The following is a 26,209-nucleotide window of genomic DNA, read 5'->3' as shown; positions in this document are numbered from 1 at the left end:
CCCTCAGTCAAACCGCCGTCGGCAGCACAGCCTTGTCGCGATCGCGGCCCCTGAATGTCGCCCAGAAACACAGCAGCACCGCCACAGAAAAACCGGCGGGAAACAGCCAGATACTTGTCCAGTCATGACCCGCACTTGAAGTGAAGTGGTCAGTGATCCGCCCTGCAATCCAGAACCCGATCAACATGCCCAATCCGTACGTGGCCAAGGTGATCAGCCCTTGCGCCGAACTGCGGAAGCGTTCCGGTGCCTTGGCATCGGTGTAGATCTGTCCGGAAACGAAGAAGAAGTCATAGCAGACACCGTGCAGGGCAATACCGATCAGCAGCATGAACGCCTGATCATCGTTATTGCCGAAGGCAAACAGCATGTACCGCAGCGCCCAGGCAGCCATGCCCACCAGCAGGGCGATCTTGATGCCGAAACGATGAATGAATAGCGGTAACAGCAGCATGAACAGCACTTCCGAGACCTGACCGATGGCCATCTTCGCCGTCGGGTTGGTCACGCCAATCTCAGCCAGAAACGGGTTGGCATTCTGGTAATAGAAAGCCAGCGGAATGCAGATCAGGATCGAGGCGAGGAAGAACACCAGATAGCTGCGATCCTTGAGCAATGCCAACGCATCGACGCCGAGCATCTGTTTCAGGCTAGATGCCCCTGCTGCAGTTTTCAGCGGCGCAGTGTTCGGCAGGCTGAAGCTGTAAAGCCCCAACAGCAGCGACGCCACAGCGGACATCAGAAACGTATTGCGCAAGCCACCCGCCGCGATGCTTTGTTGCGAGTCCCAGGCAAACACGAAGCTGATCACCACGCCGGCGACAATCCAGCCCACCGTGCCCCACACGCGAATGCGCGAGAACTCCAGCGCCGGGTCTTTGATCTGCCGGAACGCTACGGCGTTAACCAGTGCCAGCGTCGGCATGTAGACCATCATGTAAGCGAGCACATAGGGATAAAACCCGCTGAAATCCGCCGCGCGATAAAGCTGATAAAGCAATACCGCGCCGAGCAGATGCAGCACCGCCAGAATGCGCTCGGCATTGAAGAATCGATCGGCAATCAGGCCGATGACAAATGGCGCCAGAATCGCGCCCCAGGATTGCGTGGCGAAGGCCATGCCGATCTGGCCACCGCTGGCAGCGAGCGTTGTCGCCAGAAAGGTGCCGAGGGTGACGAACCAGCCACCCCAGATAAAAAACTGCAAAAACATCATCACGCTGAGTCGCGCATTCATTACGTTCATTTCAGATCACCGTATTGTTTTTATGTCGGTAACGCGGATGAAATCAGTCGTCAGCCAGACCGAGCAGGTGTCGGTTGGAAGCAACATCGGCGCTGACCCCGGCGAAATCGTCAAAGGCTTTGGTGGTCTTGCGGATCATGTGCCGCTCGATGAACGCCGCACCTTCGGCCGCACCCTGCGCGGCGTCTTTGAGGCAGCATTCCCATTCCAGCACCGCCCAGCCGTTGAAGTCGTATTGGCACAATTTGCTGAAGATCGATTTGAAATCGATCTGGCCGTCGCCCAGCGAGCGGAAGCGCCCCGGACGGTCGACCCAGCCCTGATAACCGCCATAGACGCCGGAGCGCGCATCGGGGCGGAACTCGGCGTCCTTGACGTGAAACATGCGGATGCGTTGGTGGTAGCGATCAATGAAGCCGAGGTAATCCATTTGCTGCAGGAGCAGATGACTCGGGTCATAGAGGATTGCCGCGCGAGGGTGATGATTCACCGCTTCGAGAAACTGCTCGAACGACGCGCCGTCATGCAGGTCTTCGCCAGGATGGATTTCGTAGCACAGATCAACGCCAGCCTCTTCGAAGCAGTCGAGGATCGGCAACCAGCGCTTGCCCAGCTCGGCGAAGCCTTGCTCCACGAGCCCGGCAGGACGTTGCGGCCACGGATAGACGTACGGCCAGAGCAGGGCGCCGGAAAAGGTGGCGTGAGCGGTAAGGCCCAGACGCTGGCTGGCGCGGGCAGCAAGTTTCAACTGCTCAATGGCCCACTCGGTGCGCTCGCGCGGTTTGCCGCGCAGCGCGGGCGGGGCGAAGTCGTCGAACAGGCTGTCGAACGCCGGATGTACCGCGACCAGTTGGCCTTGCAGGTGCGTCGACAACTCGCTGATGACTACACCGGCGCGGGCGCAGACGGCGAGGAGTTCGTCGCAATATTCCTGGCTATGCGCCGCGCGCTGCAGATCGATGAAGCGGGTGCCGAGGGTCGGTAACTGAATAGCTTTGTAACCTTGCGACGCGGCCCATTCGGCGATGTTGGCGAGCGAGTCGAATGGCGCCTCGTCGGCGATGAATTGCGCAAGGAAAATCCCCGGACCTTTCAGGCCTGTCGCGTTCTGCTGATCACTGTTCATTTTGGCTGGCTCCTGTCAATTGGCCGGGGATCTCGCTCCACTTCTCGTTGCCAAGGTGATTGGCGATCGCCGTTTCGATAAACGCCATGCCGCGCAGGCCGGTTTCAATGCCCGGAACCCCCGGCGCCTGATGGCCTTCGGCGCCTTGTAAAATCGCCTCGGCGAGGTCGCCGTACAGATTGGCCATGGCTTCCAGATAACCCTCGGGATGCCCGGCGGGCAGGCGCATGCGCTGGTTTGCGGCGGCACACAACCACGGCTGACCGACCCCGGATCGCAGAACGCGCATCGGCTCGTTCAACGGTCGATGAATCAGACTGGCCGGCTCTTCCTGACGCCATTCAAGCCCACCCTTATCGCCGTAGACGCGAATCTTCAGCGGGTTCTCTTCACCCGCGCACACCTGGCTGGCAAGCAGTACGCCGCTGGCGCCGTCGTTCATCTTGAACAACATCGCCACATCGTCATCCAACTGACGGCCCACGACATGCGCACCGAGCATTGCGCTGATGAACTGGATCGATTGCCCGGCGACGAACTCTGCGAGGGAAAACGCATGGGTGCCGATATCGCCGATGCAGCCGCCGATCCCGGATTGCGCCGGGTCGTCGCGCCAGCCGGCCTGTTTGTTGCCTTGCCCGGCAATGTCGGTGCTGAGCCAGCCTTGCGGATACTCGACGATGACTTTGCGCACGTGCCCGAGTACGCCGCTGGCGACCATCTCGCGGGCCTGCCAGACCATCGCGTAACCCAAGTAAGTGTGCGCAAGGCCATAAATGCGCTGACTGTTAACGACCACCGAATGCAGCGCCTGCACCTCGGCCAGGTTCAGCGCCGCGGGTTTCTCGCTGAACACATGAAAACCGGCGCTCAATGCCTCCCGGGCAATCGGTGCGTGCAGATGATTGGGCGTAACGATGATCAGCAGTTGCATGCGCTGCTCGGCGGGCAGGGCGGCCTCGCGGGCGAGCAGGGTTTGCCAATCGTCGTAACAGCGCTCGGTGGCCAGACCCAGCGCGGCCGCGGTGCGCTGATTATTCTCGGAGTCGCGGCTGAACGCGCCGCAGACCAGTTCGAAGCGTCCATCGAGGCCGGCGGCTTGCCGGTGGGCGCGGGCGATGAAGGAACCTTCACCGCCTCCGACAAAACCCATTCTTATTTTTTTTGCGGCAGCGTACATGGCAGTCGTCTCGGTTGCTGGGTGCAATTCTGATGAGTGATGTAACCGGTTACATCGTGGGCGAAATCTAGGCGTGAATTAGCCGAGTGTCAAATGCCAGCGGATGATCGACAGCGTTTCGATCCCCCGTCGCCTGCGGTAAGCTCCGCGCCTGATCGACATGAAGAATGAGGTGGTTTTGTCCAATATTCGCGAAGTGGCTCGGCTGGCCGGCGTTTCCGTGGCGACAGTGTCTCGTACGTTGAAATCGCCCGAGCGCGTCCTCGCGCCAACCCGTGAGCGCGTCATGGCCGCCGTGGAGCAGGCCGGCTACCGGCCGAATCTGATGGCCGTGCAGTTCCGTTCGCGGCGCACCGGCAATCTGGTGATTCTGGTGCCGACCATCGCCAACACCTTTTTCGCCCGGGTCATCAGCGGCGCGCAGCAAGCGGCGCAGGCGGCCGGTTATCGCTTGCTGCTCTGCGACACCCAGGGCAGGGAAGAACTGGAGCGGCAATTCGCCGAGCTGGTCTACGCCTATCAGGCCGACGGCGTGATCCAGTTGCGCGCCTACGACCCGTTCGAAAACGCCCCGGCCGACGCCGATCTGCCGCCCATCGTCAACGCTTGCGAAGTGATCAAGGCCGGGCGTTATCCGACCATCAGCCTGGACAACGTCGCCGCTGCCAAAGCGATGACCGATCACCTGATTGCATTGGGACACCGACGCATCGGCCTGATCAAGGGCTCGAAGAACAGCCCGCTGACCCGAGATCGCCTGGCTGGCTACGAAGCGGCATTGCGCGAAGCCGATATCGCCTTCGACGAGGCACTGATCTGCCATGGCAACTTCACCCTCGAGGCCGGCTTCGCAGGCGCGGAAAAAATGCTCGCAATGGCTGAGCGACCCACGGCGCTGTTCTGTGAAAACGATGAAATGGCCATCGGTGCGCTCAAGCGCATCCGCCAAGCGGGATTGCGTGTGCCTGAGGACATTTCCCTGGTGGGCTTCGACGACATTCCAATGGCTGCCTATTGCGATCCGCCGCTGACCACTATTTCGCAACCGGCCGAATCCTTCGGTGAGAAAGCCGTCGAGATGCTGATCGCCCTGATCGAAAAACAGCCGCTGCCAGAGAGGCATGTCATCCTGCCGTTCGAGCTGACACCTCGTGGCAGCACGGCGACTCTCGATGAACAGGGCCAATCACTGAAGAACTAAGGTAATGCGAAAAAGATATTGGATCGGTTTTTTTAAGATCGTTTAGTTTTGTCTCTCGACGAATCAACGCATCAAACCGATTGACCCCCGATTGCCATGACGGCACACGCTGAATCGATCAAAGGCTCATCAGGTTTGGTTCACACGGGAGTGAATCATGCCGCATACCCTCGACATCAGCACATTGCCAACCCTCGACCTGTCCCTGTTCGAAGGCACAGCGCAACAGCGCTACGAATTTCTTGAAAGCCTGCGCCATGCCGCGCGTGACGTGGGTTTTTTCTATCTCACCGGCCACGGCATCGACAGTAGCTTGCTCAAGCAGGTACAGGCGCTCGCCCGGCAATTCTTTGCCTTGCCCGACAGTGAAAAACACGCCGTCGGCATGCTCAATTCGCCGCACTTTCGCGGCTACAACCGCGCCGCTTCCGAGATCACCCGAGGCCAGCCCGATTTGCGCGAGCAGTTCGATCTGGGCGCCGAGCGCGAAGCCCTGCCGGTGACTGCCGACAGTCCATATTGGGCTCGTCTGCAAGGCCCCAACCAATGGCCGGCAAGGTTGCCCGAACTCAAGCCGTTGCTCCTCGAATGGCAGCAGGCGATGACCCGCATGTCTCTGCGTCTGCTGCGCGCATTCGCTCAGGCGTTGTCACTGCGCGCCGATGCGTTCGACCAGCTCTACGGTGACAAGCCCAACGAACACGTGAAGCTGATGCGCTACCCCGGCCAGGCAGCCGACGCCAGCCAGCAAGGTGTCGGCGCCCACAAGGATTCCGGCTTTCTCAGTTTTCTCCTGCAAGACCAGCAGGCCGGCTTGCAAGTCGAAATCGAAGAGGGGCGCTGGATCGACGCGCTGCCCCGTGAGAACACCCTGGTGGTAAACATCGGCGAATTGCTTGAGCTGGCCAGCAACGGATATCTGCGCGCCACTGTGCATCGCGTAGTCAGTCCGCCCGAGGGCAGCGAGCGCCTGTCCATCGCCTTCTTTCTCGGTGCGCAACTCGACGCCGTGGTGCCGCTGTATCCGCTGCCCACAGCGCTGCTTCGCGAGGCGCGGGGGCCGGCCAGCGATCCGCTCAATCCGCTGTTTCGCGATGTCGGCTGGAACTACCTCAAGGGCCGTCTGCGCTCACATCCGGATGTTGCGCAAAAGTTCTACGCCGACGCGCTGCTGCCTCCCGCGGCGGTTCGCAAAACTGCCTGATGCACCCCTCGATCAAGGACTGCGCTCATGATTAAAAAAGCAAGTTTGACCCTGACCGTGCTCGGCGCGCTGATGACGTCATGGGCCGCTCAGGCGCTGGAACCGTTGCGGGTTGCCGTGGACCCGGTGCCCCATGCGCAGATTCTCGCCTACATCCAGAAAATCGATCCGCAGCTCAAGCTCGACATCATCGAAATTCCCAACGGCGTGAACTCCAACGAGTTGCTGGTGCACGGCGATGTCGACGCCAATTATTTCCAGCATCTGCCGTATCTGAAATCCCAGGAACAGGCCCTTGGCGAAAAACTGGCGGTGGCCGCTACGGTGCATATCGAACCGCTGGGCATTTACTCTCGGCGGCATAAAAACTTCGCTGACCTGCCGGAGAAAGGCACGGTCGCCGTTCCCAACAACGTCACCAATCTCAGTCGCGCCCTGTACCTGTTGCAGGACAACGGATTGATCAGGCTCAAGCCCGGTTTCAGCGACCCCGCCGCCGACCAGGCCTCGCCCAAGGACATTGCCGAGAACCCGAAACAGCTGAAAATCCTCGAAATCGAATCGCCGCAACTGCCGCGCTCGCTCGACGATGTTGACCTCGCCGTGATCAACGGCAACTACGCGCTCGACGCCGGGCTGGTGCCGGCCAGGGATGCGCTGGGGTTGGAGAAGGCGGAGCACAATCCCTACGCCAATATTCTGGTGACCACGCCCAGGCTGCAGAACGATCCACGCATCGTGCAACTGGCCAAAGACCTGACCTCGCCGCAGGTCGCCAAATACATCACCGAGCACTTTGCCGGTTCGGTGATTCCGGTGGCGGGCGGCAAGCCATGATCGCCGTCGAGCAGTTGAGCAAAACCTACCCTTCGGCCTCGGCACCGGCGCTGGATCAGGTGTCGCTGAATATCCCCGACGGCGCGGTGTACGGCATTCTCGGACGCAGCGGCGCAGGCAAATCGACGTTGCTGCGCTGCCTCAATCTGCTCGAACGCCCGGACAGCGGGCGGGTTGTGCTGGATGGCGTGGATCTGCTGACGCTGTCCGATAGCGAACTGCGCCAGCAACGCCAGCGCATCGGCATGATATTTCAGGGTTTCAACCTGCTGCATTCGCGCACAGTATTCGACAACATCGCGGTGCCGCTGGAGATCGCCAAGGTCGGTAAACCGTGGCGGCATGTGCGGGTTCGCGAGCTGCTGGAACTGGTCGGCCTGAGCGACAAGGCGCAAGCCTTTCCTTCGCAATTGTCCGGCGGCCAGAAGCAGCGCGTCGGTATCGCCCGCGCCTTGGCAGCGGAGCCGGCCTATCTGCTCTCGGATGAAGCCACCAGCGCCCTCGATCCGCAAACCACCGAGTCGATTCTTCAACTGCTGCGCGACATCAACCGCCAGTTGGGCGTGACCATCGTGCTGATCACCCACGAGCTGGAGGTGGTCAAAGCGATCTGCGACCACGCCGCCTACATGGCCAACGGGCGCATCGTCGAAGCAGGGCCGGTGCCGCGCCTGCTGGCGGATACGCAATCGTCTCTCGGTCAATCGCTACGCCCGACCTGTGGCTTGCCGCTGGGTCACGATGCGCCCGGGCTGAGCTTTCTCAGGCAATACGGCGTGCGGGCGGCCCAGTCATGAACCGCTCGATCAACTGGGATGAAATCCTTCAATTGCTGCTCACCGCCACGGGCGAAACGGTCTACATGGTCTTGCTCGCCGGGCTGTTCACGTTGCTGATCGGCTTGCCGCTGGGCGTGCTGCTGTTCATCAGCCGTCGCCACGGGTTGATGCCGCTGCCGCGTTTCAATGCGGCGGTGAGCGGTCTGGTCAACCTTGGTCGTTCGTTGCCATTTGTGGTGCTGCTGATTGCCTTGATCCCGCTGACCCGGTTGGTGGTCGGCACGACCCTGGGCAGCACCGCGGCCGTGGTGCCGATCACCATTGGTGCCTTTCCGTTTTTTGCACGTATCGTCGAGAACGCGCTGGATGAAGTCGACGGCGGGCGCATCGAAGCCATCCTCGCCATGGGCGGCGATATTCGCGACGTGATTTTCAAAGTGCTGCTGCCCGAAGCGTTGCCGGCCTTGCTCGCCGGCATCACCTTGACGCTGGTGATGCTGATCGGCTTTTCCTCCATGGCCGGGGTGATCGGTGGCGGCGGGCTGGGCGATCTGGCCATTCGTTATGGCTACCAGCGCTTCAACAATGAGGTGATGGTGGCGACGGTGGTGGTGCTGGTGATTCTGGTCCAGGGCGTGCAAAGCCTCGGTGATCGATGGGTGCGTTCGCTGGCGCATCGGCGATGAGCAAACACAGGAGTGAGCCGGTCGCCATGGTTCGTGAACCGCTGATTCGCGTGCGGGAATTGAGCAAGCGTTTTGGCGCGCAGCGCGCGCTGGATCGAGTCAGCCTCGATATCCATCCCGGCGAAGTGGTCGCCTTGCTCGGTGCCAACGGTGCGGGCAAGTCGACGCTGGTGAAAATACTCGCCGGCAGTCAGCCAGCGGACAGCGGCGAAATCCTCGTCGAGGGTGAACGGCGACAGTTCAGTTCACCGCTGTCGGCGCGGCGTGTCGGCATCGTTGCGGTGCATCAGCAGATCAACGAAGGCATTGCGCCGGGCTTGAGCGTGGCGGAGAACCTGCTGCTCGATGAGCTGTGCAGGCCTGAGACGGACTTCTGGCTCAATCGTCAGCGTCTGCTGACCCGCGCCGGGAACATTGCTGCAGGCCTCGGGCTGACATTGCCGCTGGAGCAGCCCGTCGAGCAACTCGGCCAGGCGGAACGGCAACTCGTAGTGTTGGCGCGGGCCTTTGCGTTACAGCCGCGCCTGCTGATTCTCGATGAACCGACGGCGGCGTTGTCGAATGCAGAAGCGCAGCGATTGTTCGGGTTGATCGACACCTTGCGTAGTCGAGGCGTGGCGATCGTGTACATCTCCCATCGTCTTTCAGACCTGCAGCGGGTCGCCGATCGCGCCATTGTCTTGCGTGACGGGCGACTGGCCGGTGAGTTCACTGCGCAGCAGTTGCCCGCAGCGGTGCACGCCATGCTCGGTCAGGCGCTGGCTGCGCATCGCTACACCCCGCGTCTGCCGGGGCGCGCGGTGCTGGAAGTGCACGGGATGAAAATCCTCCCGCAGTCGCAACCCTTCGATCTGACCCTGCGCGAAAACGAAGTGGTGGTACTGAGCGGATTGCTGGGTGCCGGTAAAAGCGAGATCGCCGAGGTGTTATTCGGCCTGCGCAAACCGGCTGCGGGCAGGGTCAAGCTCAATGGTGCCGAGTGGCTGCCGCGCTCGCCCCGCGAGTCCATTCGCAGCGGCGTGTTTTACGCAGCCGAAGACCGTGCCAATCAATCGCTGGTGGCGGATTTTTCCTTGCGGCGCACGCTGACCCTGCCATTTCTCGAACGCTTCACTCGCGCCGGTTTCATCCGCAATCGCGCCGAAGCGGCCGCGGTGCAAGCGCAGGTCGCAGCGTTGGGCATCAATACCGTCGGCATCGACGTGCCGATGGCGGCGCTGTCCGGTGGCAACCAGCAGAAAGTCATCCTCGGTCGCTGGCTGATGGGCGAGGGCAGGGTATTGATCCTCGATGAGCCGTTTCAAGGCGTCGACGTGCGCGCTCGCCGCGAGATCGGCCAACTGCTGCGCGACAGCCCCCAGGGCAGGGCGACGCTGGTGATTTGCGCCGATGTCGATGAAGCGCTGGAAATCGCCGATCGCGTCCTGCTCGTGCGTGATCACACGGTGGTTGCCGAATACTCGCGAGCCGCTCTGAATCGCGCCACCCTGGTCGCCGCATTGGCCGGCTCCGGGATCCGTCAACATTCTCCTCAAACCGCGCCAAGGAGCACCGTCAGTGCCTGATCCACATTCACTGCTCGCGCACGCGCCGGCACCCGCCGAGCGCTTTTTACAAGCACTGATCCGCTATGGCCTGTTGTGGCTGCTCGCGCTGATCGTGGTGTTTTTCAGCGTCGCGGAGCCAGCGTTTCTACGGGTTGGCAATCTGTTCAGCATTCTGCAATCGGTATCGATCGTCGCGCTGCTGGCATTGGGTGTGACGTTGACCATGGCCGTCGGCGGACTGGATCTGTCGATCGGCGCCGTCGCCGCCATGAGTTTGATGATTGCCAGTTACGTCATGGTGGTGCTCGGCTGGGGTGCGCTGCCGGCAGTGCTGATCAGCCTGGCGGGCGGCGCGCTGGTCGGACTGCTCAACGGCTGGCTGATCGTCAGACTGCGGGTGCCGGACATTCTGGCGACGCTGGGCAGCATGTTTCTGGTGATCGGTGTGCAACTGATTCCCACGGGGGGGCGTTCGATTGCCGTGGGCATGACGCTTCCCAACGGTGCGGAAGCCGAGGGCAGCTTCAGTGCCGGGTTTCTCGCCTTGGGACGCGGACGTTTGTGGGAGGTGGTGCCGATTCCGGTGTTGATCAGCGCGCTGGTCGCACTGGCCGTCTGGCTGTTTCTCGAGCGCACGCGCATCGGTCGGCTGTTCTACGCCATCGGCGGCAACGAGCAGGCGGCGCGACTGGCGGGTGCGCCGGTGCAGCGGTTCAAACTGCTGGCGTACGTGCTCTCGGCGTTGCTGGCTGCGCTTGGCGGTCTGTTACTCGCGGCGCGGCTCGGGCGTGGCGATGTCAGCTCAGGCAATGGTTTGGTGCTCGATGCGCTGGGCGCCGCATTGATTGGTTTTGCCGTGCTCGGCGCGAAGAAGCCGAACGCTTTTGGCACCCTGGTCGGTGCGCTGCTGGTGGCCTCGCTGCTGAATGGCCTGACCATGCTCAACGCGCCGTATTACGCGCAGGACTTCGTCAAGGGCCTGGTGCTGGTGCTGGCCCTGATGTTCACTTTCGGCCTCGCGCATCGGGTGCGATGAGCCGCTTTCAGCCAAGGAAGTTGTATGCACGGTTCAATCACCCCATTCGTCCGCCGTTGCTTTGCCGTCGCTGTGTTTTCGGCGGTGACATTGAGCGCACAGGCCAAAGCCCTGCCCGGCGCACCGGCGCCGTTCGACCAGGGCCAGGTGCAGATCGCGCTGGTGGGTTATCTGTTTTCCGGGGATTTTCCTGAGGCCTATCTGCGTGGGGTGGAGCAGCAGAGCGCAGCGCTGGGCGCCAGTCTGCGGGTGTTCGATGCGCGGCAGCAGGCGGCGGGTCAGGGCGAGATGATCGATCAGGCGACGGCGCTGGGCGTCGACGGGATCATCGTCCAGCTCGGGTTGGCGGAGACCCTCAAAGCACCCATCGAGCGAGCCATTGCCAAGGGCATCAAGGTTGTTGCGTTCGATGTCGACCTGGACACACCGCAGGTGACTCAAGTTGAACAGGATCACCACGCACTGGCACGCCTGGCGCTGGATCAGGCGGTCAAGGACAACGGCACGCGCTTCGACGCCGGTTATGTCTACATCAGCGGCTTTACACCGATGGAGCGGCGCGACGAGATCTGGAGTCAGGTCAAAAAGGCCAATCCGGGCATCGTGGAAAAGGCGCGGTTCGGTACGTTGAATCCGCCGATTGCCAACTCCGTGGCGGATCAGGCCAGCGCCGTACTGCGCGCCAATCCAGACATCAGCGTGATCTTTGCGCCGTTCGACGAGTTCGCCAAGGGCGCGAAAATCGCCGTCGATGAAGCCGGGCTGGCCAGTCGAGTGAAGATCTACAGTGCCGACATTTCCACTGCCGACATCCAGATCATGAAAGAACCGGGCAGCGCCTGGGCGGCGACGGCAGCGGTCAATCCGCAGGTCGCCGGGGCGATCAGCGTACGCAGCCTGGCGATGCTGATCGCCGGTGAGGATCCGGGTCACCAGGTACTTGTGCCTCCGACGTTGATCACCCGCCAGCAGTTGCTGGATCTCGACGTGAAAAATGTCCGTGATCTGGCGCAGAAGCTCCCGGCGTTCGGCGATACCGCGAATGTGGCGCGGGCGTCGTGGATTCCGGTCGCGAATTAGAACATCGCCGCCACATTGTTCTGGTGGCAGCGAGCCTGCTCGCTCCCACAGGGATGGGTGACCTTCGGACAAGGAGTGAAGATGCACACTAAGGCTTCACGCTTACGCAAAAGCCGTTCTCCGAAAGTGGATCCGGCGTCCGGCAATCGCCTGCCGCCGGGGCAGGTGCTGACGGAGCGCTTTCCGATTCTGCATGAAGGTGCGGTGCCCGAATACGATACGGGCGACTGGTCATTACGTCTGTTCGGCACGCTCGACCGGCCAATCGAATTGCGTTACGCCGATTTGCAGGCGCTGCCGCAACGGGTCTTGCGCTGCGATATCCATTGCGTGACGCGTTGGTCGAAGTTCGATACCGAGTGGGGCGGGGTACACCTGCAGGATTTGTTGCAGGCTTTCGATATCCAGCCGACGTCGTCGTATGTCATGGCCCATGCCGACCCCGATTACCAGACCAACTTGTTACTGGACGATTTATTGCACCCGCAAAGTTTGCTCGCCACCCATTACGCCGGCCAACCGCTGACTGCGCAACATGGTTGGCCACTGCGGCTGGTAATAGCGGGACGATACTTCTGGAAAAGCGCGAAATGGTTACGCGGCCTTGAATTTGTAGCGCAGGAACAACCGGGTTTTTGGGAACAGAACGGCTTTCATTTACATGCTGACCCGTTTGCCGAACAGCGTTTCAGTGGTGAAGAACTGGATATCGCCGAAGATGCCTGGCTGGAAAAGGAGTTCGATTAAGCATTATCCAACACAGATCGACATGTGGGCCTTCGCCTGCTGGGGATAGCGTTATATCTGTCGACATCATTGTCCGATGCTAGACCGCTATCGCGAGCAGGCTCACTCCTACACGGACATCTGCAATCAGAGACTGGTGTTTAGATAATTAACCGATGTAATAAAACCCAAACTACAGCAGCCATTACTACGCATTCATTGTCGTCCTTTTAGTGTCGGCAAACGGCCAGGTATTAACTGCAATTCAAGGAGCTGATACATGCATTACCGTTCCCGTTCATTACTGGCCGCTGCTGTTGTGACAGCGATCTGGCAACTTCCTGCTCAAGCTGAAGAGACTTCTGCCGAAGATGAATCCCGCCTCGGAACCGTGCTGGTCACCGGTACCCGCGGTACATCGCGTACGGTGCTGGATTCGCCGGTGCCTGTGGACGTGCTGACCGCCGAAGATCTCAAGTCCGCCGGCGCTGCGGGCGGTGAACTGGGGGCGGCATTGCAGACGCTGCTGCCGTCCTTCAGCCTGCCGCGTCAGTCCAACTCGGGCGGTGCTGACCACGTGCGCGCCGCGCAACTGCGAGGCATGAGCCCCGATCAGGTGCTTGTGCTGGTCAACGGCAAGCGTCGGCATACCTCGGCGGTGGTCAACGATTCGTCGAAAATCGGTCGTGGTACTGCGCCAGTGGATTTCAACTCGATTCCGCTCAGCGCGATCAAGCGCATCGAGGTACTGCGTGACGGTGCCGGTGCGCAGTACGGCTCTGATGCGATCGCCGGGGTGATCAACATCATCCTCGACGACGCCCCCGAAGGCGGCGAAGTCTCGACCAGTTACGGCGCTTATCACACCCGTCAGGACGCGATCGACAAAACCACCACCGACGGCCAGAACAGCGTGACCACGGCCAAGATCGGCACACGCCTGGGGGAGGAGGGCGGTTTCATTCGCGGCGGCACGGAATACAAGAATCGCAACCCGACCAACCGGGCCGGCTTCGATGGCTTCGCCGATACCCCGGGACAGCGCAACTATGTGATGGGCGACGGCCTCGCGCGCGACGTCAACGCCTGGTTCAACGGAGAACTGCCGCTGGCCGCTGGCAAGCTCTACAGCTTCGGTACCTACAACCAGCGCCACACCACGGGCGCCGCGTTCTATCGCTACCCGTACGAGCAACCGCAGTTCTACCCCAACGGTTACCTGCCGCAGTCGTTGGGCGACAACAAGGACATCTCTGCCACCGCCGGCTTCAAGGGCTTGATCGGGGAAGAATGGGACTTCGACAGCAGTGTCACCCATGGCCGCAACCGCTTCGAAGGCTCGACCCGGCGCACCCTCAACGTCAGCCTTGGCGAGGACTCGCCGACCAGGTTCGATACCGGCGACTACGAACTGCGCCAGACCACCGGCAACCTTGATTTCAGCCGTGAGTTGCGTCTTGGCGAGCGCTCGTTCGTCTTGGCAGTCGGTGGCGAATACCGCTACGAAAACTACCTGACCTACGCGGGTGATGCAGCATCCTATGTCGGTGCCGGCGCGGATGGTGCCAACGGTCTGCGCCCGAGCGAAGAGTCGGATCTGGATCGCAACGTGTTCGGCACCTATGCCGAATTGTCCGGCGATCTCACCGAGCGCTTCTTCATCGACGCTGCCACACGCTGGGAACATTACGATGACGCCGGCAGCAAATTGACCGGCAAGCTCAGTGGCCGCTACAAACTGACGCAACAGTGGGCCTTGCGTGGCGCAGTGTCGAACAACTTCCGCGCACCTTCGCTGGCGCAAAGTGGCTTCCAGCACACCACCAGCAACTTCGGCGATGGCGGTACGCTGACGGACATCCGCGTGCTCTCGGTCAACGACCCGATCGCCCGCGCCCTCGGCGCAGAGAAGCTTGATCCGGAAACCTCGAAGAACTTCAGCCTCGGTCTGACTTTCCAGTTGAACGAACGTTTCGACGCGTCGCTGGACGTGTTCCGCATCGACGTCAAAGACCGCATCACCCTGTCGCAGCGGATCGGCAATGATGCTCTGGAAAGTTACATCGACGACAACTTTGGCGTGGCCGGCGTCCACGACGTCAACTTCTTCACCAACGCCGCCGACACCCGCACCGATGGCGCCGAACTGGTGCTCAACTATCACCAGCCGCTGTATGAAGGGCAACTCGGCCTGACCACCGCGTATACCTACAACCACACCAAAGTCACCAGCACCAAGGGCACGCCGTCGCAACTGACCACACTGGGCATCGGCAATGATGCTCTGGTTGGCGTCGAGGAGACCAACACCCTGACCGATGCCGCGCCGAAGGATCGCGTCGTGTTTTCCGCCAACTGGGCAAGCGAACACTGGGGCCTGCTCGGACGCCTGACCCGCCAGGGCGAGACCACCCGCGTGTTCGATTTCGGTGATTCGCAGCCCGAGCAGACCTACGGCGCGGTGTGGCAACTGGATGCGGAGGTGGCATACAAATTCACCCCGACATTCAACCTCGCTGTGGGCGGCAACAACCTCACCGATAACTACCCTGAGCGCTCGGGCTCAGCGATCAATTATGGCGGCAACCTGCCGTACGACGTGCTGTCACCCATCGGTACCAACGGCGCGTATTACTACGCCCGGGTTACTTATGGTTTCTGATGCCGCCGGTTTGGGGCACCAGCCTGACATCGGCGTCGAACCCCGCCCCTCACCCCAGCCCTCTCCCAAAGGGAGAGGGGGCCGACCGAGGTTTCTTGCGTCATCCATCGACCTGAAGGACCGGGTCGATTGTGGATTCACTGAAGTCTTTTCAGGTCGGTGCAGACGCTGAATATCCCCCAATCAGTCCCCTCTCCCTCCGGGAGAGGGCTAGGGAGGTTTCTTGCGTCATCCATCGACCTGAAGAACCGGGTCGATTGTGGATTCACTGAAGTCTTTTCAGGTCGGTGCAGATGCTGAATATCACCCAATCAGTCCCCTCTCCCTCTGGGAGAGGGCTAGGGTGAGGGGCTTTTCAGAACGACACCTGTGCCGGTTGCGACAGCCGCAGTACCGACAAATCGCCAGTGATCCGCTTGTACGCCAACCTGATGGCTTCGATATCACTCCAACGCTTTGCGCTGTTCTCATGCAGGATCACGATCACCTTGGTGCTCAGGCGCTCTGGTTCCTTCGCGCCCTTGTCGCGCCATTGCCCGTATGCATCGAACACGCTGAAGCCATCAGGGAAGCGCGGTGTGACTTGCTGATCGAGAAACTCGCGCCAGCGCGCGGGGCTGACAGCGCCTTCCTGACCCTCCAGCGAACCGACGGAAAAGTACAGTTCAGTGCGAATCCACTGTGCCTGCGCCGGCCGTGAGGCATCGCCTTGCAGGGTCGAACTGGCGGGATCGAACGTGTGGACGGACGCAGGAGGAGGGCTGGCGCAACCGCCGAGCGTGAGCAAAAGCGTCGCCATTAACAGACGTCGAGGCATGAAGCATCCTTATCGAAAGTGGGGTAAGCCGCTGGAGTATAAGGTTGCGGCCCAAGCGCCAATAAAGACCGAAAAAGCAGCTTGATAGGTGCGTGGGGAATAACCCGATCACGGCGCCGCCGGCGGCTTCGCCAGCGCAATGCCCGCTGCGCCCAGGCGCTTGAGCACTTCGAACAACAGATCACTTTTGGTCAGCCCGACGATCCTCGGACTGCCGACGTAACCGGTGACCGTGAGCGTTATGCCGTCCGGCGACAACTTGCTGAAGCGCACGAACGGTGCCGGTTTATCGAGGATGGTTTCATTTTCGTGATAAGCGTCGAGCAGCAGCTGTTTGACCTCCTCAGGATCGATATCCAGTGGAAACATCAGCTCCAGCGACGCCACGCCCTGAGCACTGCCGCCGAGGGTGACATTGCGCAGGTTCTGCGAGATCAACTGCGAGTTGGGCACGATCACGATCGAGCGGTCGCTGAGCTGGATTTCCGTGGCGCGCACGTTGATCCGGCGGATGTCGCCCTCCACGCCACTGATGCTGATCAAGTCGCCGACCTTGACCGGGCGCTCGGTGAGCAGAATCAGGCCGGAAACGAAGTTCTTGACGATCTCCTGCAGGCCAAAGCCAATGCCCACCGATAGCGCACTGACGATCCAGGCAAGGTTGGTCCACTGCACGCCCAACGACGACAGCGTCAGCAGAATCACAAAGGCGTAGCCGATATTGGAAAACAGCGTGCTCAGCGACGCGCACATCCCGGGATCCATGTCGGTCTTGGGCAGGAACTCTTCGTCGAGCCAGCGGCTCAATGCGCGGATCAGCCAGATGCCGATCATCAGCGCCAGCAGCGCGTTGAGCAGATGCCCCGGGACGATGTTCAGCTTGCGCAAACCGGCGCCGCCAAGGATCGACATGATGTTGGTCAGCAACTGGCCCAACGTGGTGCCGATGCCGCCGACGAACAACGAAATCAGCGCCATCAACATCAGTCCCGCGCGGCTGAAACCGGACAGCAGAATGGAAATCTGATCCAGACGCCGATCACTGATGCCGAGCAACTGCTTGAGCGCCTTGCCGCTGGCGTGTTTCGGTGAAAACAGGTGCTCGCAGGCGTCCTTGACCAACTGAATCAGCAGGTAGAAGCCCGACAGCACGATGTAGCTCCACACCAGTTCATAACTGATGAAGCGCGCCAGCGACACGTAACCGGCAAGCAGTGCAATGGCCGTGACAAACATCGAAACGCTGGCGACGCTGTAGATCAGCCCGGCGAACACGCTGTTTGTCGCCGAGGCGTCATTGGCCGCGACCAGTGCCTTGCGCACTTTGCCGACGCGCAACAGCAGGGTGCCGATGATCGCCAGCACCACGATTGAAATCACGCCGCGCCCGGCCATGACGATCTGGCTGCTCATGCCCGTGGCGTTGCCGACCTGCACCAGCGTTACCAACACCAGTAAGGAGCAGGCGAGAATTCGCGGATATGGCCTGAGGGCCAGCGCCACCGGATCGGCAATGCCCGGCAAGCGCCACGACGGATGCTCGGTCGACAGTAACGCCCGGCTGAGCCCGGTGATCAGCACGCAGGCATACACGACTTTTTCGAACTCTTCGGAGAAGGTTTCCAGCACCGGCGGCAGGGCGTCGTGGCGGGTGCAGGCGTAGAACAGCAGTTTCAGGGCGATGGCGGTGGTGATGAAGGTCGCGGCGGCCGAGGCGAACGCCAAGGCACTGCGGCGCAAGCGACCCTCCGCTACACGATGAATGCAAAACCAGGTCAGCCCGCGTTCAGCCAGACGCCGGCCGAACGTCCACACCAGCAGCGCCAACAGCACCAGCACGCAGGTGTAAAAACGCTCGCCCGGCGCCCAGACCGTGGCCCACACGTCACCTACCTGTGTAACGAACAGGCGCAGCCGCTGGCGGTCGTCCTCGCTCGGATTGACCAGCGGCGCCCAGAAATGCGGACTCAGTACGCTGCGGGTACTCAGGGTCAGTTCGCTTTCCAGCAATGTGCGGCGGATGCCGGCAATCTGCGTGATCAGATCGGCGGCGTTCTGTTTCAGTGCCGCGAGGCTTTTCAGGGTGCCATCGACCTTGCTTTTCTGCTCCGCCAGCGCGGCCCGCTGCGCGACTATATCGGCTTGCTCGGCGGCCACCTCGGCGTCTGGCGCCGTGCCCAGTACGCCCAGTTGCACCGCCAGTTGCGCCTGTTGCGGCAACAGCGCAGCCGACAACCGATCGACATCGAGAATGAACGCCTGGACCCGATCCTGCGGGCCTTCGAGCTGGTTGTAATTGTTCGCCGCCGAAATCTGCTGCTTGAGCCCGTCGAGCCGTTGTTGCAAGGCTTGCAGATCGCTTTGCGAAATCACCGGCAGCGGCGCCGCGCTTGATTGGGCCGGCGTCGGCAGGTCTGCCGCCCACAGCGAAGCACTGGCCGGAATCAGCAGCAGGAACAAGGCCAAAAACAACGACTTGAATGAACAGCGCATGACGGCGGCGGGCTCGAGTGGATCACACAGTCTATGAGGGTAGGTGATCGCGCCGAATGGGGCGGAAAACTTTCTCGGCGTGGACCATCTGCACACGCGTCAAATCCAGCGGAATGATCAGCGCAGCGCACGGTCAACCGGCAATAAAAGCTTCGAGAGCACGCCATGTCCATCGCCAACGATACGATTGAATACCTGCGCCAACATTCATTGATCATCACCACCGCCGAGTCCTGTACGGCGGGGGAAATTGTCATGCTGTTGTCGGCAGTGCCCGGCAGCGGCGAGCTGATCGAGTGCGGCTACGTGGTCTATTCGCCGCAGGCCAAGCAGCGCCTGCTGCACGTCCGCCCGGCGACCATGGAGACCTTCAACCTGACCAGCGTGGAAGTCGCCAGTGAAATGGCCATCGGTGCGCTGCGCGACAGCACCGCCAACGTCGCGGTCGCCACCACCGGCATTCTTGGCCCCGACGATATGGATGGGATCAAGGCCGGTACGGTGTGTTTCGCCTGGGCATTTCAGTTCGATGACCGGCATTTTCTGTTCAGTACGCAGCAATGGTTTCCCGGATCGCGCTGCGAAGTGCAGACCCGCGCCTCAGAATTCGCCTTGCAGCAATTGCCTGATTTCCACCGTCGCGCCTTGCGCGGTGAAGGAGGGTGGAGTCAATGAAGGATGATGCTGATCACCCCGATCTGCGCAGCAGGCAGTTCCCGGTACAGGAAGACATGGCCTATCAGCTGGAACTGGACATCGGCGGTGAGATGCTCGACAGCTTCAGCATTGAAACGATGCAACCGGCGCCCGTGCGTATGCGCAGCGCATGCGGTCGCAATTTTTTTGAACGCTCAAAAGGCCTCGCAGCCCAATGCTTACCAGTCATTGGAGGATCGCGAAATGAACGAGGCAGCGAGTTATTTTTCTATCGCCGTGGCGGTGATCATTCTGCTGGTTGACCTGTGGGCGATCGTCAGCGTGTTTCGCAGCAACAAAAGCGTCGGCGTCAAAGCCGCCTGGGCGATCGGCTTGATCGTGTTCCCGGTGCTCGGCCTGATCGTATGGGGCATCGCCGGCCCGCGCGGCATCAAGGAAGGGCCTTCGTCGCCGGAGCACAGCAAGGGCTGATATTTGATGCAACCTGACCACTGCTTTAAGGAGATCGTCATGAAGAAAATCTGTGTATGCCTTGGCTTCTGCTCAATGTTCCTGTTGCACGGCTGCTTCGATTCCAACAAAGCCACCAGCAAGGACGAAGACAACAGCAAGGCCTCCGTGCAAATGGAGCAGAAGAAGGCGGATTAACCCGAATAACACGACACACGCAAACCCTGTGGGAGCGAGCTTGCTCGCGAAGGCAGTCCATGGTGGACCGCCTCCTTACACGCCCGTGTCAGGCCCCCACGGTTTCGATGGGGGCCTGCCCTCTGGCGAAACGCGTGGCTGAAGTCTGAAGCAGCAGCCCCACGGATAGACACACCAACGCGAAGGGCAACAGCCAGGCATTTTCGATAATCGCCAGTTGCAGCGTCAGTATCAGGAACAGCACGGGCGTCGCCAGCGCATTGGCCTTGCTGACGTAGAGTCCGACGGCGGCTTCACTGTATCGGCATGCAATCGCAGCACGGATGTGTACCCGCGCGCCACCGAACGCCATCCCAAGAATCAACAGGCTCAGTGCTTTGAGTACGAGGGTGTCGGGCATCAGCACCCACATTGCGGTGGCGATCAGCGCCAGCGCAATCAGGGCAAACAGATACGCCAGCAGATTGCGCCCGGTGTTGGCAACGATCACCAGCACCCCGATCAGCGCCATGCCCAGGCCAAACACCGCGTCGAGTACGCCGAGCTCCAATAATGACCAGCCATGGTTGGATACATAAACCGGCAGCATGAAGTTGAACGCCCCGAGGATGGGCCAGATCAGCAGCATCGGCACAAACAGGGTCAGCGGCAGCGGGGCCGGAACTGCTCGCGTGCTGGCAGGCTCGATGACGGTCGGCACACTGTCACGGGTATGGCAGATGCCGGCAACCAGGAGGAAGCCGCCGCTGAGCACCAGAGCAAAACCGATACCGCTCAAAATCGGCATCAGCCCCGCCGCGAGCAGCGGGCCGATCATCAATGCGGCCTGGCTGGTGGCGGTAGTGGCGCCACTGATGCGGCGCACGCTGACTTCGTTCATCCCCCGTTGCAGCTGGGTAAACCACATGTCCAGGCTGGCCTCCAGTGACATCACCATCAACCAGACGAAGAGGTTGGTGATCAGCAGCCCGACGGTGTAGTTCCTCGAAAGCCCGGAGATCATGGCAAGACCGGCCAGGCACAGAATGAACAAGCTGCTCATCTGCCGGCCATTCATCTTGTGCGACAGGCGTTTGATCATCATCGGGGTGATGAAAGCGGGTATGAACGAGCAGAAGATCGCCAGTGCCAACGGCAGGTAATCGTCGTTGCTCTGTTTGAGAATGGTCCAGGTCAGCGACACTAGCAATGCCCCGGAAAACAGCCGGTAGACCGTCGAGCAGAACAGGAAAATCGCCAGTTCTCCGGGAGTCTCGTTGTTTTTATTCATGTCATTGTTCCTGCCCATGGATAGGCGCGCTTCAATCATTCGAATAGCCGAGGTCAGCCGCAGCCCGTGCAAAAAAAAACCGCTGGCTGGAGGCTGACTTCGGTCCAGGCCGGTTCAGGCGAAAGTGCGCATGACCCTGAGGGTTTGCTCGATGTCCTGCGGGGTGTTGATGATCCCTGCGGAGAATCGAACCGTGGAGTGCCGATACGGTGTGGCACTGGCGATGATGTTCTGCGTTTTCAACTTCGCCACCACATCCTTCGGCGTCCAGCCCTGGACATCGCAACAGACGATGCCCGCGGAGAACTCGGCGGAGCGGGGCGTGTGCAGGTGCACGTTGGGCAGCTTCGCCAGGCCTTCTTTCAATTGTCCGTTGAGCTCGGCTACACGATCGGCGATGCGCTTGCGGCCGATTTTCTCGATGAAGTCGAAGGCTTCGATCACACCCCACTGGTTTTCAAATGCGAGGAAGCCGCCGGGACTGACCCAGGCTGCTTGCGTTTGTCCTTGCGGGTCGCGCTCCTGACGCCAGGCGTTGGCGGGCTCGGCAGCCATGATGGTCGGTATGGTCGGAATCACCTGTGGCCACTGACCCTCGCGGGCCCAGACCAGCCCGGTGCCATGAGGGCCAAGAATCCATTTGTGTGTTCCGGCGCTGAAAAAGTCGCAACCCAGGCTGGCGACTTGCGCCTCGGAACAGCCGAAGCCGTGCACACCATCGATCACATAGATGATCCGGTCAGCCTCTGAGCGGTCCCGGTTGAGGCGCGTGACCAAAGCGCCGATGTCCTTGACCGGCAAGCGCACGCCTGTGCCGGAATGCACCCAGGTCATGGCGAGGATGCGGGTCGATGGCCGGATGGCGGCTTCGATGCGCGAGACAATGGCATCGGTACTGACATCCTCGGGACCCTGGTAGAGGTCGATGCGGCGGATGCTGCCGCCCCACTTGAGCACCGCCAGGCGCATGGCCTCGTCGTGGGTATACCATTCGTGATGGGTGGTGAGGATTTCCTGGTCCGGTGTCAGTTTGAGGCCGTTGTAGACCATCGCCAGACCCTGCGTGGTGCTGGTGGTCAGGGCGATGTCTTCGGCTCGGCCACCGGTATAGTCCGCCGCAGCGGCGCAGACTTTGCGCCAGACCATGTCCTCGGGCCTGGCAAACATGTTGTCCTCGAGATAAGTGTAGGGATTTTCATCGAAAGCCTGACGGTGACGGGCCATCGCCTCGCGCACGGGTCTGGGATTGGATGCCAGAAAAAAGTTGGAAATGTGCACGAACTGCGGCGCCAGATTGAACTGCGCACGCACCGATGCCCAGTCGCCCGGATCAAATATCGCCGCGGTTTCATCCTGCGCGGGCGCTTGCCCCGCCTGTGCACTGGCAATCCCTGCAATCATGCTGCCTCCAATCAGGGTCGCTCCTACAGTGGCGCCCATGAAATCACGTCTTCCCAGACCCATACCGATTCCCTGTCGATTCATAGTGAAGTGCGCGCAGGGCGCGCGAACATAGCATTGAAAATCCGCTGACCATAGAGGCCGACCGCCAGACCGACCACGATCAGTACCACCGCCAGCACTTTGTTCAGTGGCACGCTTTCGTTGAATACCACGACCGAGCCAAGCATGCCGAAAATCGGCACCAGCAACGACAGTGGAGCGACGGTCGAAACCGGATAGGTCTTGAGCAACGAGTTCCAGATCCAGTACGCGAACAACGTATTGGGGTAGACCTGGAACAGGATCGACAAGACAGCCGTGGTATCGATCTGATTGACCAGTGTGGTGTAACCGACGCTACCGTTGACGGCGTAATCCAGCGCAAACAGCGGGATCGGTGCGAAAGCGCTCGACCAGACCAGAAAACCGAAGACATCACGGGTGCTGGCTTTCTTGTTGATGATGTTGGCAACGCTCCACGACGCCGCACCCACCAGGACCAGCAATACCCCGGAAAGGCTTACCGATCCGTCGCTGATGCTGATGATGCACAGCAGGCCGGCCAGCGCGATCAACATTCCCAGAACCTGAAAGCGCGTCAGGGCTTCCTTGAACACCCAGCCACCGAGCAGGATGGTGAAGAACGCGCTGAACTGCAGCACCAGCGAAGCGATGCCCGCAGACAGCCCCGCCTTGATGCCCAGGTTGACCACGCCCCACAGTCCGATGCCGAACACCAGGCCGTAGCCGATGATGTAGCGCCACGGGACATCGGGTTTGCGAATGAAAAAGATCGCCGGCAAGGCGCACAGGCTGAAGCGGATACCCGCCAGAATGAACGGATCTACCGTCGCCAGCCCCAGTTTTATCACCGAGAAATTCACACCCCAGATCGCCGTTATCAATACAGCCAACACTACGTGCAGTGGTTTCATGGTTATTTGCCTTGTGGAGAAGTAGGTCGGCTCACGCTACGGAAGTCAGGTTGCGGGCGAGGCTCACGCGGTCGAACAACGTGCGCATCCAGTCTCGGGTCTGTTGCGGTTCGCTTGTCTTGACGATACCGGCCAGCGGCGCCTCGAACGCGGAGTAGGTCACATGCTCGGGCAGCAAGGCACCTGGCGGCAGTTCGTTCCATTGCACGATGAACGGGCTCGCGCGTAATTCCTCGGCACCGTCCAGCCCTTGATACAACCGCTGTGAATGCGTGTGACCGGGGAAAACGAACCAGCCGTAGCCCAGATCCGGCTGGTGGTCGGGCAAATGCGCAGTGTTCAATTCGCCGTCTACATGAATACGCAGTTCCAGCGATGGCAGATGAATGCCGGTGGCCAGTTCATAGGTCGCCACCACGTCAGCGCCGCCGACGCGATTACCCACCTCCAGGAACACCGGTTCGTCAGCATCCATGATCGCTTCCAGATGGAATGCGCCGTTGTGAATCTGCACGGCCTGCAACGCCGTGCTGACCCAGGCCTGCATCCCGGCGCTGACCTGCAGGTGCCAGGAACCGAGTGGATGTCCGCGCTCCATGTAATCCAGGCAGGTGCCGACGTACTCGCTGGCCAGCAGGGTGACGATTTGCCCGTTCAGCACCAGTCCGTCGAAATGACGAATAGAGCCGCTGATGTATTCCTCAACCTGAAAGTCTGCGATGGGCAATGAAAGGTCGCTGATTGTTTGCCGGATCGCGTCAAAGGCGCCCGCTGCTGGGTGGATGCTGACATCCATGCTGGACGCGCCGCTGTGGGGTTTGAGCACGGTCGCACCGTTCCAGGGAACCCGGCCCTGAAATGCCAGATAACGCTCAAGCGACATGAAGCGCGGCACGCGCAACCCACTGGCTTGAACGGCCGCTTTCATCGCCAGCTTGTTGCGCGCCAGGGTGACCGCTTGCAGCGAGGCCCCTTCGACATTCAGCGCTTCCCGCAGGCGCGCCGCGTCGAGCAGTTCGTATTCGGACATGGAAATGATCCGATCGAAGGTTTGCGGACATTGCGCCAGCCAGGCCAGCGTCTCCTCGAATGCGCTGCCCAGACCGGCCCTTGTTACGGCTGTGCAACGCAAGTCTGCAGGCAGCGTATCGATGGCCGATTGTTTGCCCAGATACGTGACCTCATGCAGATCGTGATCGATGCCACGGTGATATTCGATGCGTGGATAGGGCACACGGTGAAGGATGAGAATTTTCATGCCAGAGTCTCGAAGCGAATAAGAGAGGGGTCAGGAGGCGACCTTGAATGGCTGCGCGGCGGCCAGATGACCCTGCAGAATCTCAAGCCATTGTTCGCGCAGGACTGTCACCAGATCGCGGATGTCCACGCTGGCGTCATGCAAGGCGACGCAGGCGTGGGCAACAAAGTCGCTGTTGTCTCTGGGAATCGCGTGGATGAGGCGCGAGTGTCCGGCGATCCATGCACACTCCAGCAGCACGAGGTCTTTCCTGACGAGGTCGAGCGCGTGGGCCGTTCGAGCCAGCGTCTCGTCGACCATGCTGTGGATCTCGCCGAGGTCAGCCACATCCAGAGTCATGTCATGGGGCACGCCGAACATGACGGTCGCGGCACTGCAGGTCGCGGGCGGCAAATCAGCCGGGATTGTTGCGGCAAACACCGAATCAACCCACGCGGCATACAGGTCCAGGCCATGAACGGCCTGCGCCAGGGTCCAGATTTTCATGCCACCGGGGCGGCGATTGGGTTCGATCACGGCGGTGCGGCAGTCGCTGTCACTGAGTTTGATCTCATTATGAAACGGCCCGATGCGCTGGCCGACGAGGCGATTGACCTGCTCGCCAGCCAGGCGAATGGCCTGACGTTCGTGCTCGTCGAGGCGAGCGGGCAGGATCTGCGCCACCTCTACCGGATAACGCCCGGTGGCGCTGACTTTCTCAGTGATGAACCACAGCTCGCCCAGCCCGTCATAGGAGTATTCGCGAGTGAAGGTAATGAATGCCTCTGCCAGCACACCCCCGTCCAGGTAGGGCGCCACTTCGTTGAATGCCTGCTCGCAGTCGCCTCCGGGCGTGACCATGACCACACCGCGATTGTTGCCTTCACACGCGGGTTTGATGACGAAACCACGCTCCTGACGCACGGCAAAGTTGCGCACATCGTTGAGGCATTCGATGGCCTGGAAGTCTGGAAGCATGACGCCCGACTGATTGAGAAGGGCGCGCTGTTCGTACTCGGCGATGCGGTATGCCAGTTTGTCAAAAGCGCCCAGTGCCAGCTCGGCATCATCCACGGGCAGCCCCAGACGTTCGAGCAACGCGGCGCCGCTGGCTACCGCGTTATCGGAAAAAACCATCCCGGCACTGATTCTGGCGGCGTCGTCACCCAGCTGTGCTAACGCCTGGCGCATGAAATCATCTGCCAGAGGATCGGCATCGATCACCCGGTCGCTGATCGCCAGGTCATGATCCTGAGGGTCGCTGCGTACCAGCCACGTCTCGGCACCCCAACGCGCGCGAGCGTAGTTGCGCATGTGCAGAACGTCACCGATCCGGCTCAGGTTGTAATCCACTATCAACAATACAGGCGCACGCTGCGGCATGTCGGACATCCTCGAA

Annotated in this window: 24 protein-coding genes; 13 read left to right on the top strand and 11 right to left on the bottom strand. The window is 60.9% G+C overall.

From position 1 onward, the window contains the following. Positions 1-7: 7 nt before the first annotated feature. From BLU71_RS10895 to BLU71_RS10885, 3 genes are read right to left on the bottom strand one after another with little or no spacing between them, the layout of a single operon-like run. Positions 8-1,246, bottom strand: coding sequence for a nucleoside permease (locus tag BLU71_RS10895; protein WP_083353063.1), 1,239 nt, complete (start codon positions 1,244-1,246; stop codon positions 8-10). Positions 1,247-1,289: 43 nt separating this feature from the next. Beyond that, positions 1,290-2,372, bottom strand: coding sequence for a sugar phosphate isomerase/epimerase family protein (locus BLU71_RS10890; RefSeq protein WP_083353062.1), 1,083 nt, complete (start codon positions 2,370-2,372; stop codon positions 1,290-1,292). Next, positions 2,362-3,552 (bottom strand): Gfo/Idh/MocA family protein, encoded by a 1,191-nt coding sequence (locus BLU71_RS10885; protein WP_083353061.1) that lies wholly within the window; start codon positions 3,550-3,552, stop codon positions 2,362-2,364. The genes BLU71_RS10890 and BLU71_RS10885 overlap by 11 nt, the downstream gene beginning before the upstream one ends. A 178-nt stretch (positions 3,553-3,730) precedes the next feature. On the opposite strand from BLU71_RS10885, the gene BLU71_RS10880 reads away from it, so the two are divergent. From BLU71_RS10880 to BLU71_RS10840, 10 genes are all read left to right on the top strand, one after another. Further along, entirely contained in the window at positions 3,731-4,753 is a 1,023-nt protein-coding gene (locus tag BLU71_RS10880; RefSeq protein WP_083354329.1) for a LacI family DNA-binding transcriptional regulator, read from the top strand. Between the two features lie 157 nt (positions 4,754-4,910). Further along, on the top strand, positions 4,911-5,957 hold the full coding sequence (locus tag BLU71_RS10875; RefSeq protein WP_083353060.1) for an isopenicillin N synthase family dioxygenase: 1,047 nt from the start codon (positions 4,911-4,913) through the stop codon (positions 5,955-5,957). Between the two features lie 27 nt (positions 5,958-5,984). Next, positions 5,985-6,794, top strand: coding sequence for a MetQ/NlpA family ABC transporter substrate-binding protein (locus tag BLU71_RS10870; RefSeq protein WP_083353059.1), 810 nt, complete (start codon positions 5,985-5,987; stop codon positions 6,792-6,794). Continuing rightward, positions 6,791-7,591, top strand: a complete 801-nt coding sequence (locus BLU71_RS10865) for a methionine ABC transporter ATP-binding protein (RefSeq protein ID WP_123418523.1) — start codon at positions 6,791-6,793, stop codon at positions 7,589-7,591. The genes BLU71_RS10870 and BLU71_RS10865 overlap by 4 nt, the downstream gene beginning before the upstream one ends. Then, positions 7,588-8,259 carry a methionine ABC transporter permease gene (locus BLU71_RS27325; protein WP_065617053.1) on the top strand — a complete coding sequence of 224 codons (672 nt, stop codon included), beginning with the start codon at positions 7,588-7,590 and terminating at the stop codon, positions 8,257-8,259. Before BLU71_RS10865 ends, BLU71_RS27325 begins: the two co-directional genes overlap by 4 nt. Continuing rightward, the gene (locus BLU71_RS10860; RefSeq protein ID WP_083353058.1) at positions 8,256-9,824 is read left to right on the top strand and encodes a sugar ABC transporter ATP-binding protein; all 1,569 of its coding nucleotides are present in this window, start codon (positions 8,256-8,258) and stop codon (positions 9,822-9,824) included. The genes BLU71_RS27325 and BLU71_RS10860 overlap by 4 nt, the downstream gene beginning before the upstream one ends. Further along, complete coding sequence (locus BLU71_RS10855) at positions 9,817-10,842, top strand: ABC transporter permease (protein WP_083353057.1); 1,026 nt, start codon at positions 9,817-9,819, stop codon at positions 10,840-10,842. The genes BLU71_RS10860 and BLU71_RS10855 overlap by 8 nt, the downstream gene beginning before the upstream one ends. A gap of 24 nt (positions 10,843-10,866) precedes the next feature. Then, positions 10,867-11,922: a substrate-binding domain-containing protein gene (locus BLU71_RS10850; protein ID WP_083353056.1), complete on the top strand. Its 1,056-nt coding sequence runs from the start codon at positions 10,867-10,869 to the stop codon at positions 11,920-11,922. 81 nt (positions 11,923-12,003) lie between these two features. Next, complete coding sequence (locus BLU71_RS10845; protein ID WP_083353055.1) at positions 12,004-12,669, top strand: sulfite oxidase-like oxidoreductase; 666 nt, start codon at positions 12,004-12,006, stop codon at positions 12,667-12,669. 259 nt (positions 12,670-12,928) lie between these two features. Beyond that, positions 12,929-15,310, top strand: coding sequence for a TonB-dependent receptor plug domain-containing protein (locus tag BLU71_RS10840; RefSeq protein ID WP_083353054.1), 2,382 nt, complete (start codon positions 12,929-12,931; stop codon positions 15,308-15,310). Between the two features lie 355 nt (positions 15,311-15,665). On the opposite strand, the gene BLU71_RS10835 is transcribed toward BLU71_RS10840, so the two are convergent. After that, entirely contained in the window at positions 15,666-16,127 is a 462-nt protein-coding gene (locus BLU71_RS10835) for a DUF3574 domain-containing protein (RefSeq protein ID WP_083353053.1), read from the bottom strand. Positions 16,128-16,235: 108 nt separating this feature from the next. Further along, entirely contained in the window at positions 16,236-18,620 is a 2,385-nt protein-coding gene (locus BLU71_RS10830; RefSeq protein WP_042609608.1) for a DUF3772 domain-containing protein, read from the bottom strand. A gap of 165 nt (positions 18,621-18,785) precedes the next feature. Between BLU71_RS10830 and BLU71_RS10825 the strand changes: the two genes are divergently transcribed. Further along, positions 18,786-19,295, top strand: coding sequence for a CinA family protein (locus tag BLU71_RS10825; protein WP_042609609.1), 510 nt, complete (start codon positions 18,786-18,788; stop codon positions 19,293-19,295). Here BLU71_RS10825 and BLU71_RS27905 read toward each other — a convergent pair. After that, on the bottom strand, positions 19,289-19,420 hold the full coding sequence (locus BLU71_RS27905; protein WP_268893385.1) for a hypothetical protein: 132 nt from the start codon (positions 19,418-19,420) through the stop codon (positions 19,289-19,291). The two genes, BLU71_RS10825 and BLU71_RS27905, sit on opposite strands and share 7 nt — an antisense overlap. Positions 19,421-19,520: 100 nt before the next feature. Here BLU71_RS27905 and BLU71_RS10820 point away from each other — a divergent pair, with 100 nt between their 5' ends. Together BLU71_RS10820 and BLU71_RS27485 are read left to right on the top strand one after the other, a co-directional pair. Next, positions 19,521-19,748 carry a PLD nuclease N-terminal domain-containing protein gene (locus tag BLU71_RS10820; RefSeq protein WP_042609610.1) on the top strand — a complete coding sequence of 76 codons (228 nt, stop codon included), beginning with the start codon at positions 19,521-19,523 and terminating at the stop codon, positions 19,746-19,748. Between the two features lie 39 nt (positions 19,749-19,787). Then, positions 19,788-19,925, top strand: coding sequence for a hypothetical protein (locus tag BLU71_RS27485; RefSeq protein ID WP_165839178.1), 138 nt, complete (start codon positions 19,788-19,790; stop codon positions 19,923-19,925). 88 nt (positions 19,926-20,013) lie between these two features. On the opposite strand, the gene BLU71_RS10815 is transcribed toward BLU71_RS27485, so the two are convergent. From BLU71_RS10815 to BLU71_RS10795, 5 genes are all read right to left on the bottom strand, one after another. Further along, positions 20,014-21,195: an MFS transporter gene (locus tag BLU71_RS10815; protein WP_065617061.1), complete on the bottom strand. Its 1,182-nt coding sequence runs from the start codon at positions 21,193-21,195 to the stop codon at positions 20,014-20,016. 114 nt (positions 21,196-21,309) lie between these two features. Beyond that, positions 21,310-22,596 carry an aminotransferase class V-fold PLP-dependent enzyme gene (locus BLU71_RS10810; RefSeq protein ID WP_083353052.1) on the bottom strand — a complete coding sequence of 429 codons (1,287 nt, stop codon included), beginning with the start codon at positions 22,594-22,596 and terminating at the stop codon, positions 21,310-21,312. Positions 22,597-22,676: 80 nt separating this feature from the next. Beyond that, positions 22,677-23,573, bottom strand: coding sequence for an EamA family transporter (locus tag BLU71_RS10805; RefSeq protein ID WP_064361950.1), 897 nt, complete (start codon positions 23,571-23,573; stop codon positions 22,677-22,679). A 31-nt stretch (positions 23,574-23,604) separates the two neighbouring features. After that, a complete protein-coding gene (locus BLU71_RS10800) occupies positions 23,605-24,831 on the bottom strand; it encodes an ATP-grasp domain-containing protein (protein WP_083353051.1) in 1,227 nt (408 codons plus the stop codon). Positions 24,832-24,861: 30 nt separating this feature from the next. Further along, positions 24,862-26,193 carry an ATP-grasp domain-containing protein gene (locus BLU71_RS10795; protein ID WP_083353050.1) on the bottom strand — a complete coding sequence of 444 codons (1,332 nt, stop codon included), beginning with the start codon at positions 26,191-26,193 and terminating at the stop codon, positions 24,862-24,864. Between the last annotated feature and the right edge of the window lie 16 nt (positions 26,194-26,209).

This window comes from Pseudomonas moraviensis, from assembly GCF_900105805.1.
Lineage (GTDB): Bacteria > Pseudomonadota > Gammaproteobacteria > Pseudomonadales > Pseudomonadaceae > Aquipseudomonas > Aquipseudomonas moraviensis_A.
Note: the sequence above shows the minus strand (reverse complement) of the source record. Positions and strands in the feature narration are given on the sequence as shown.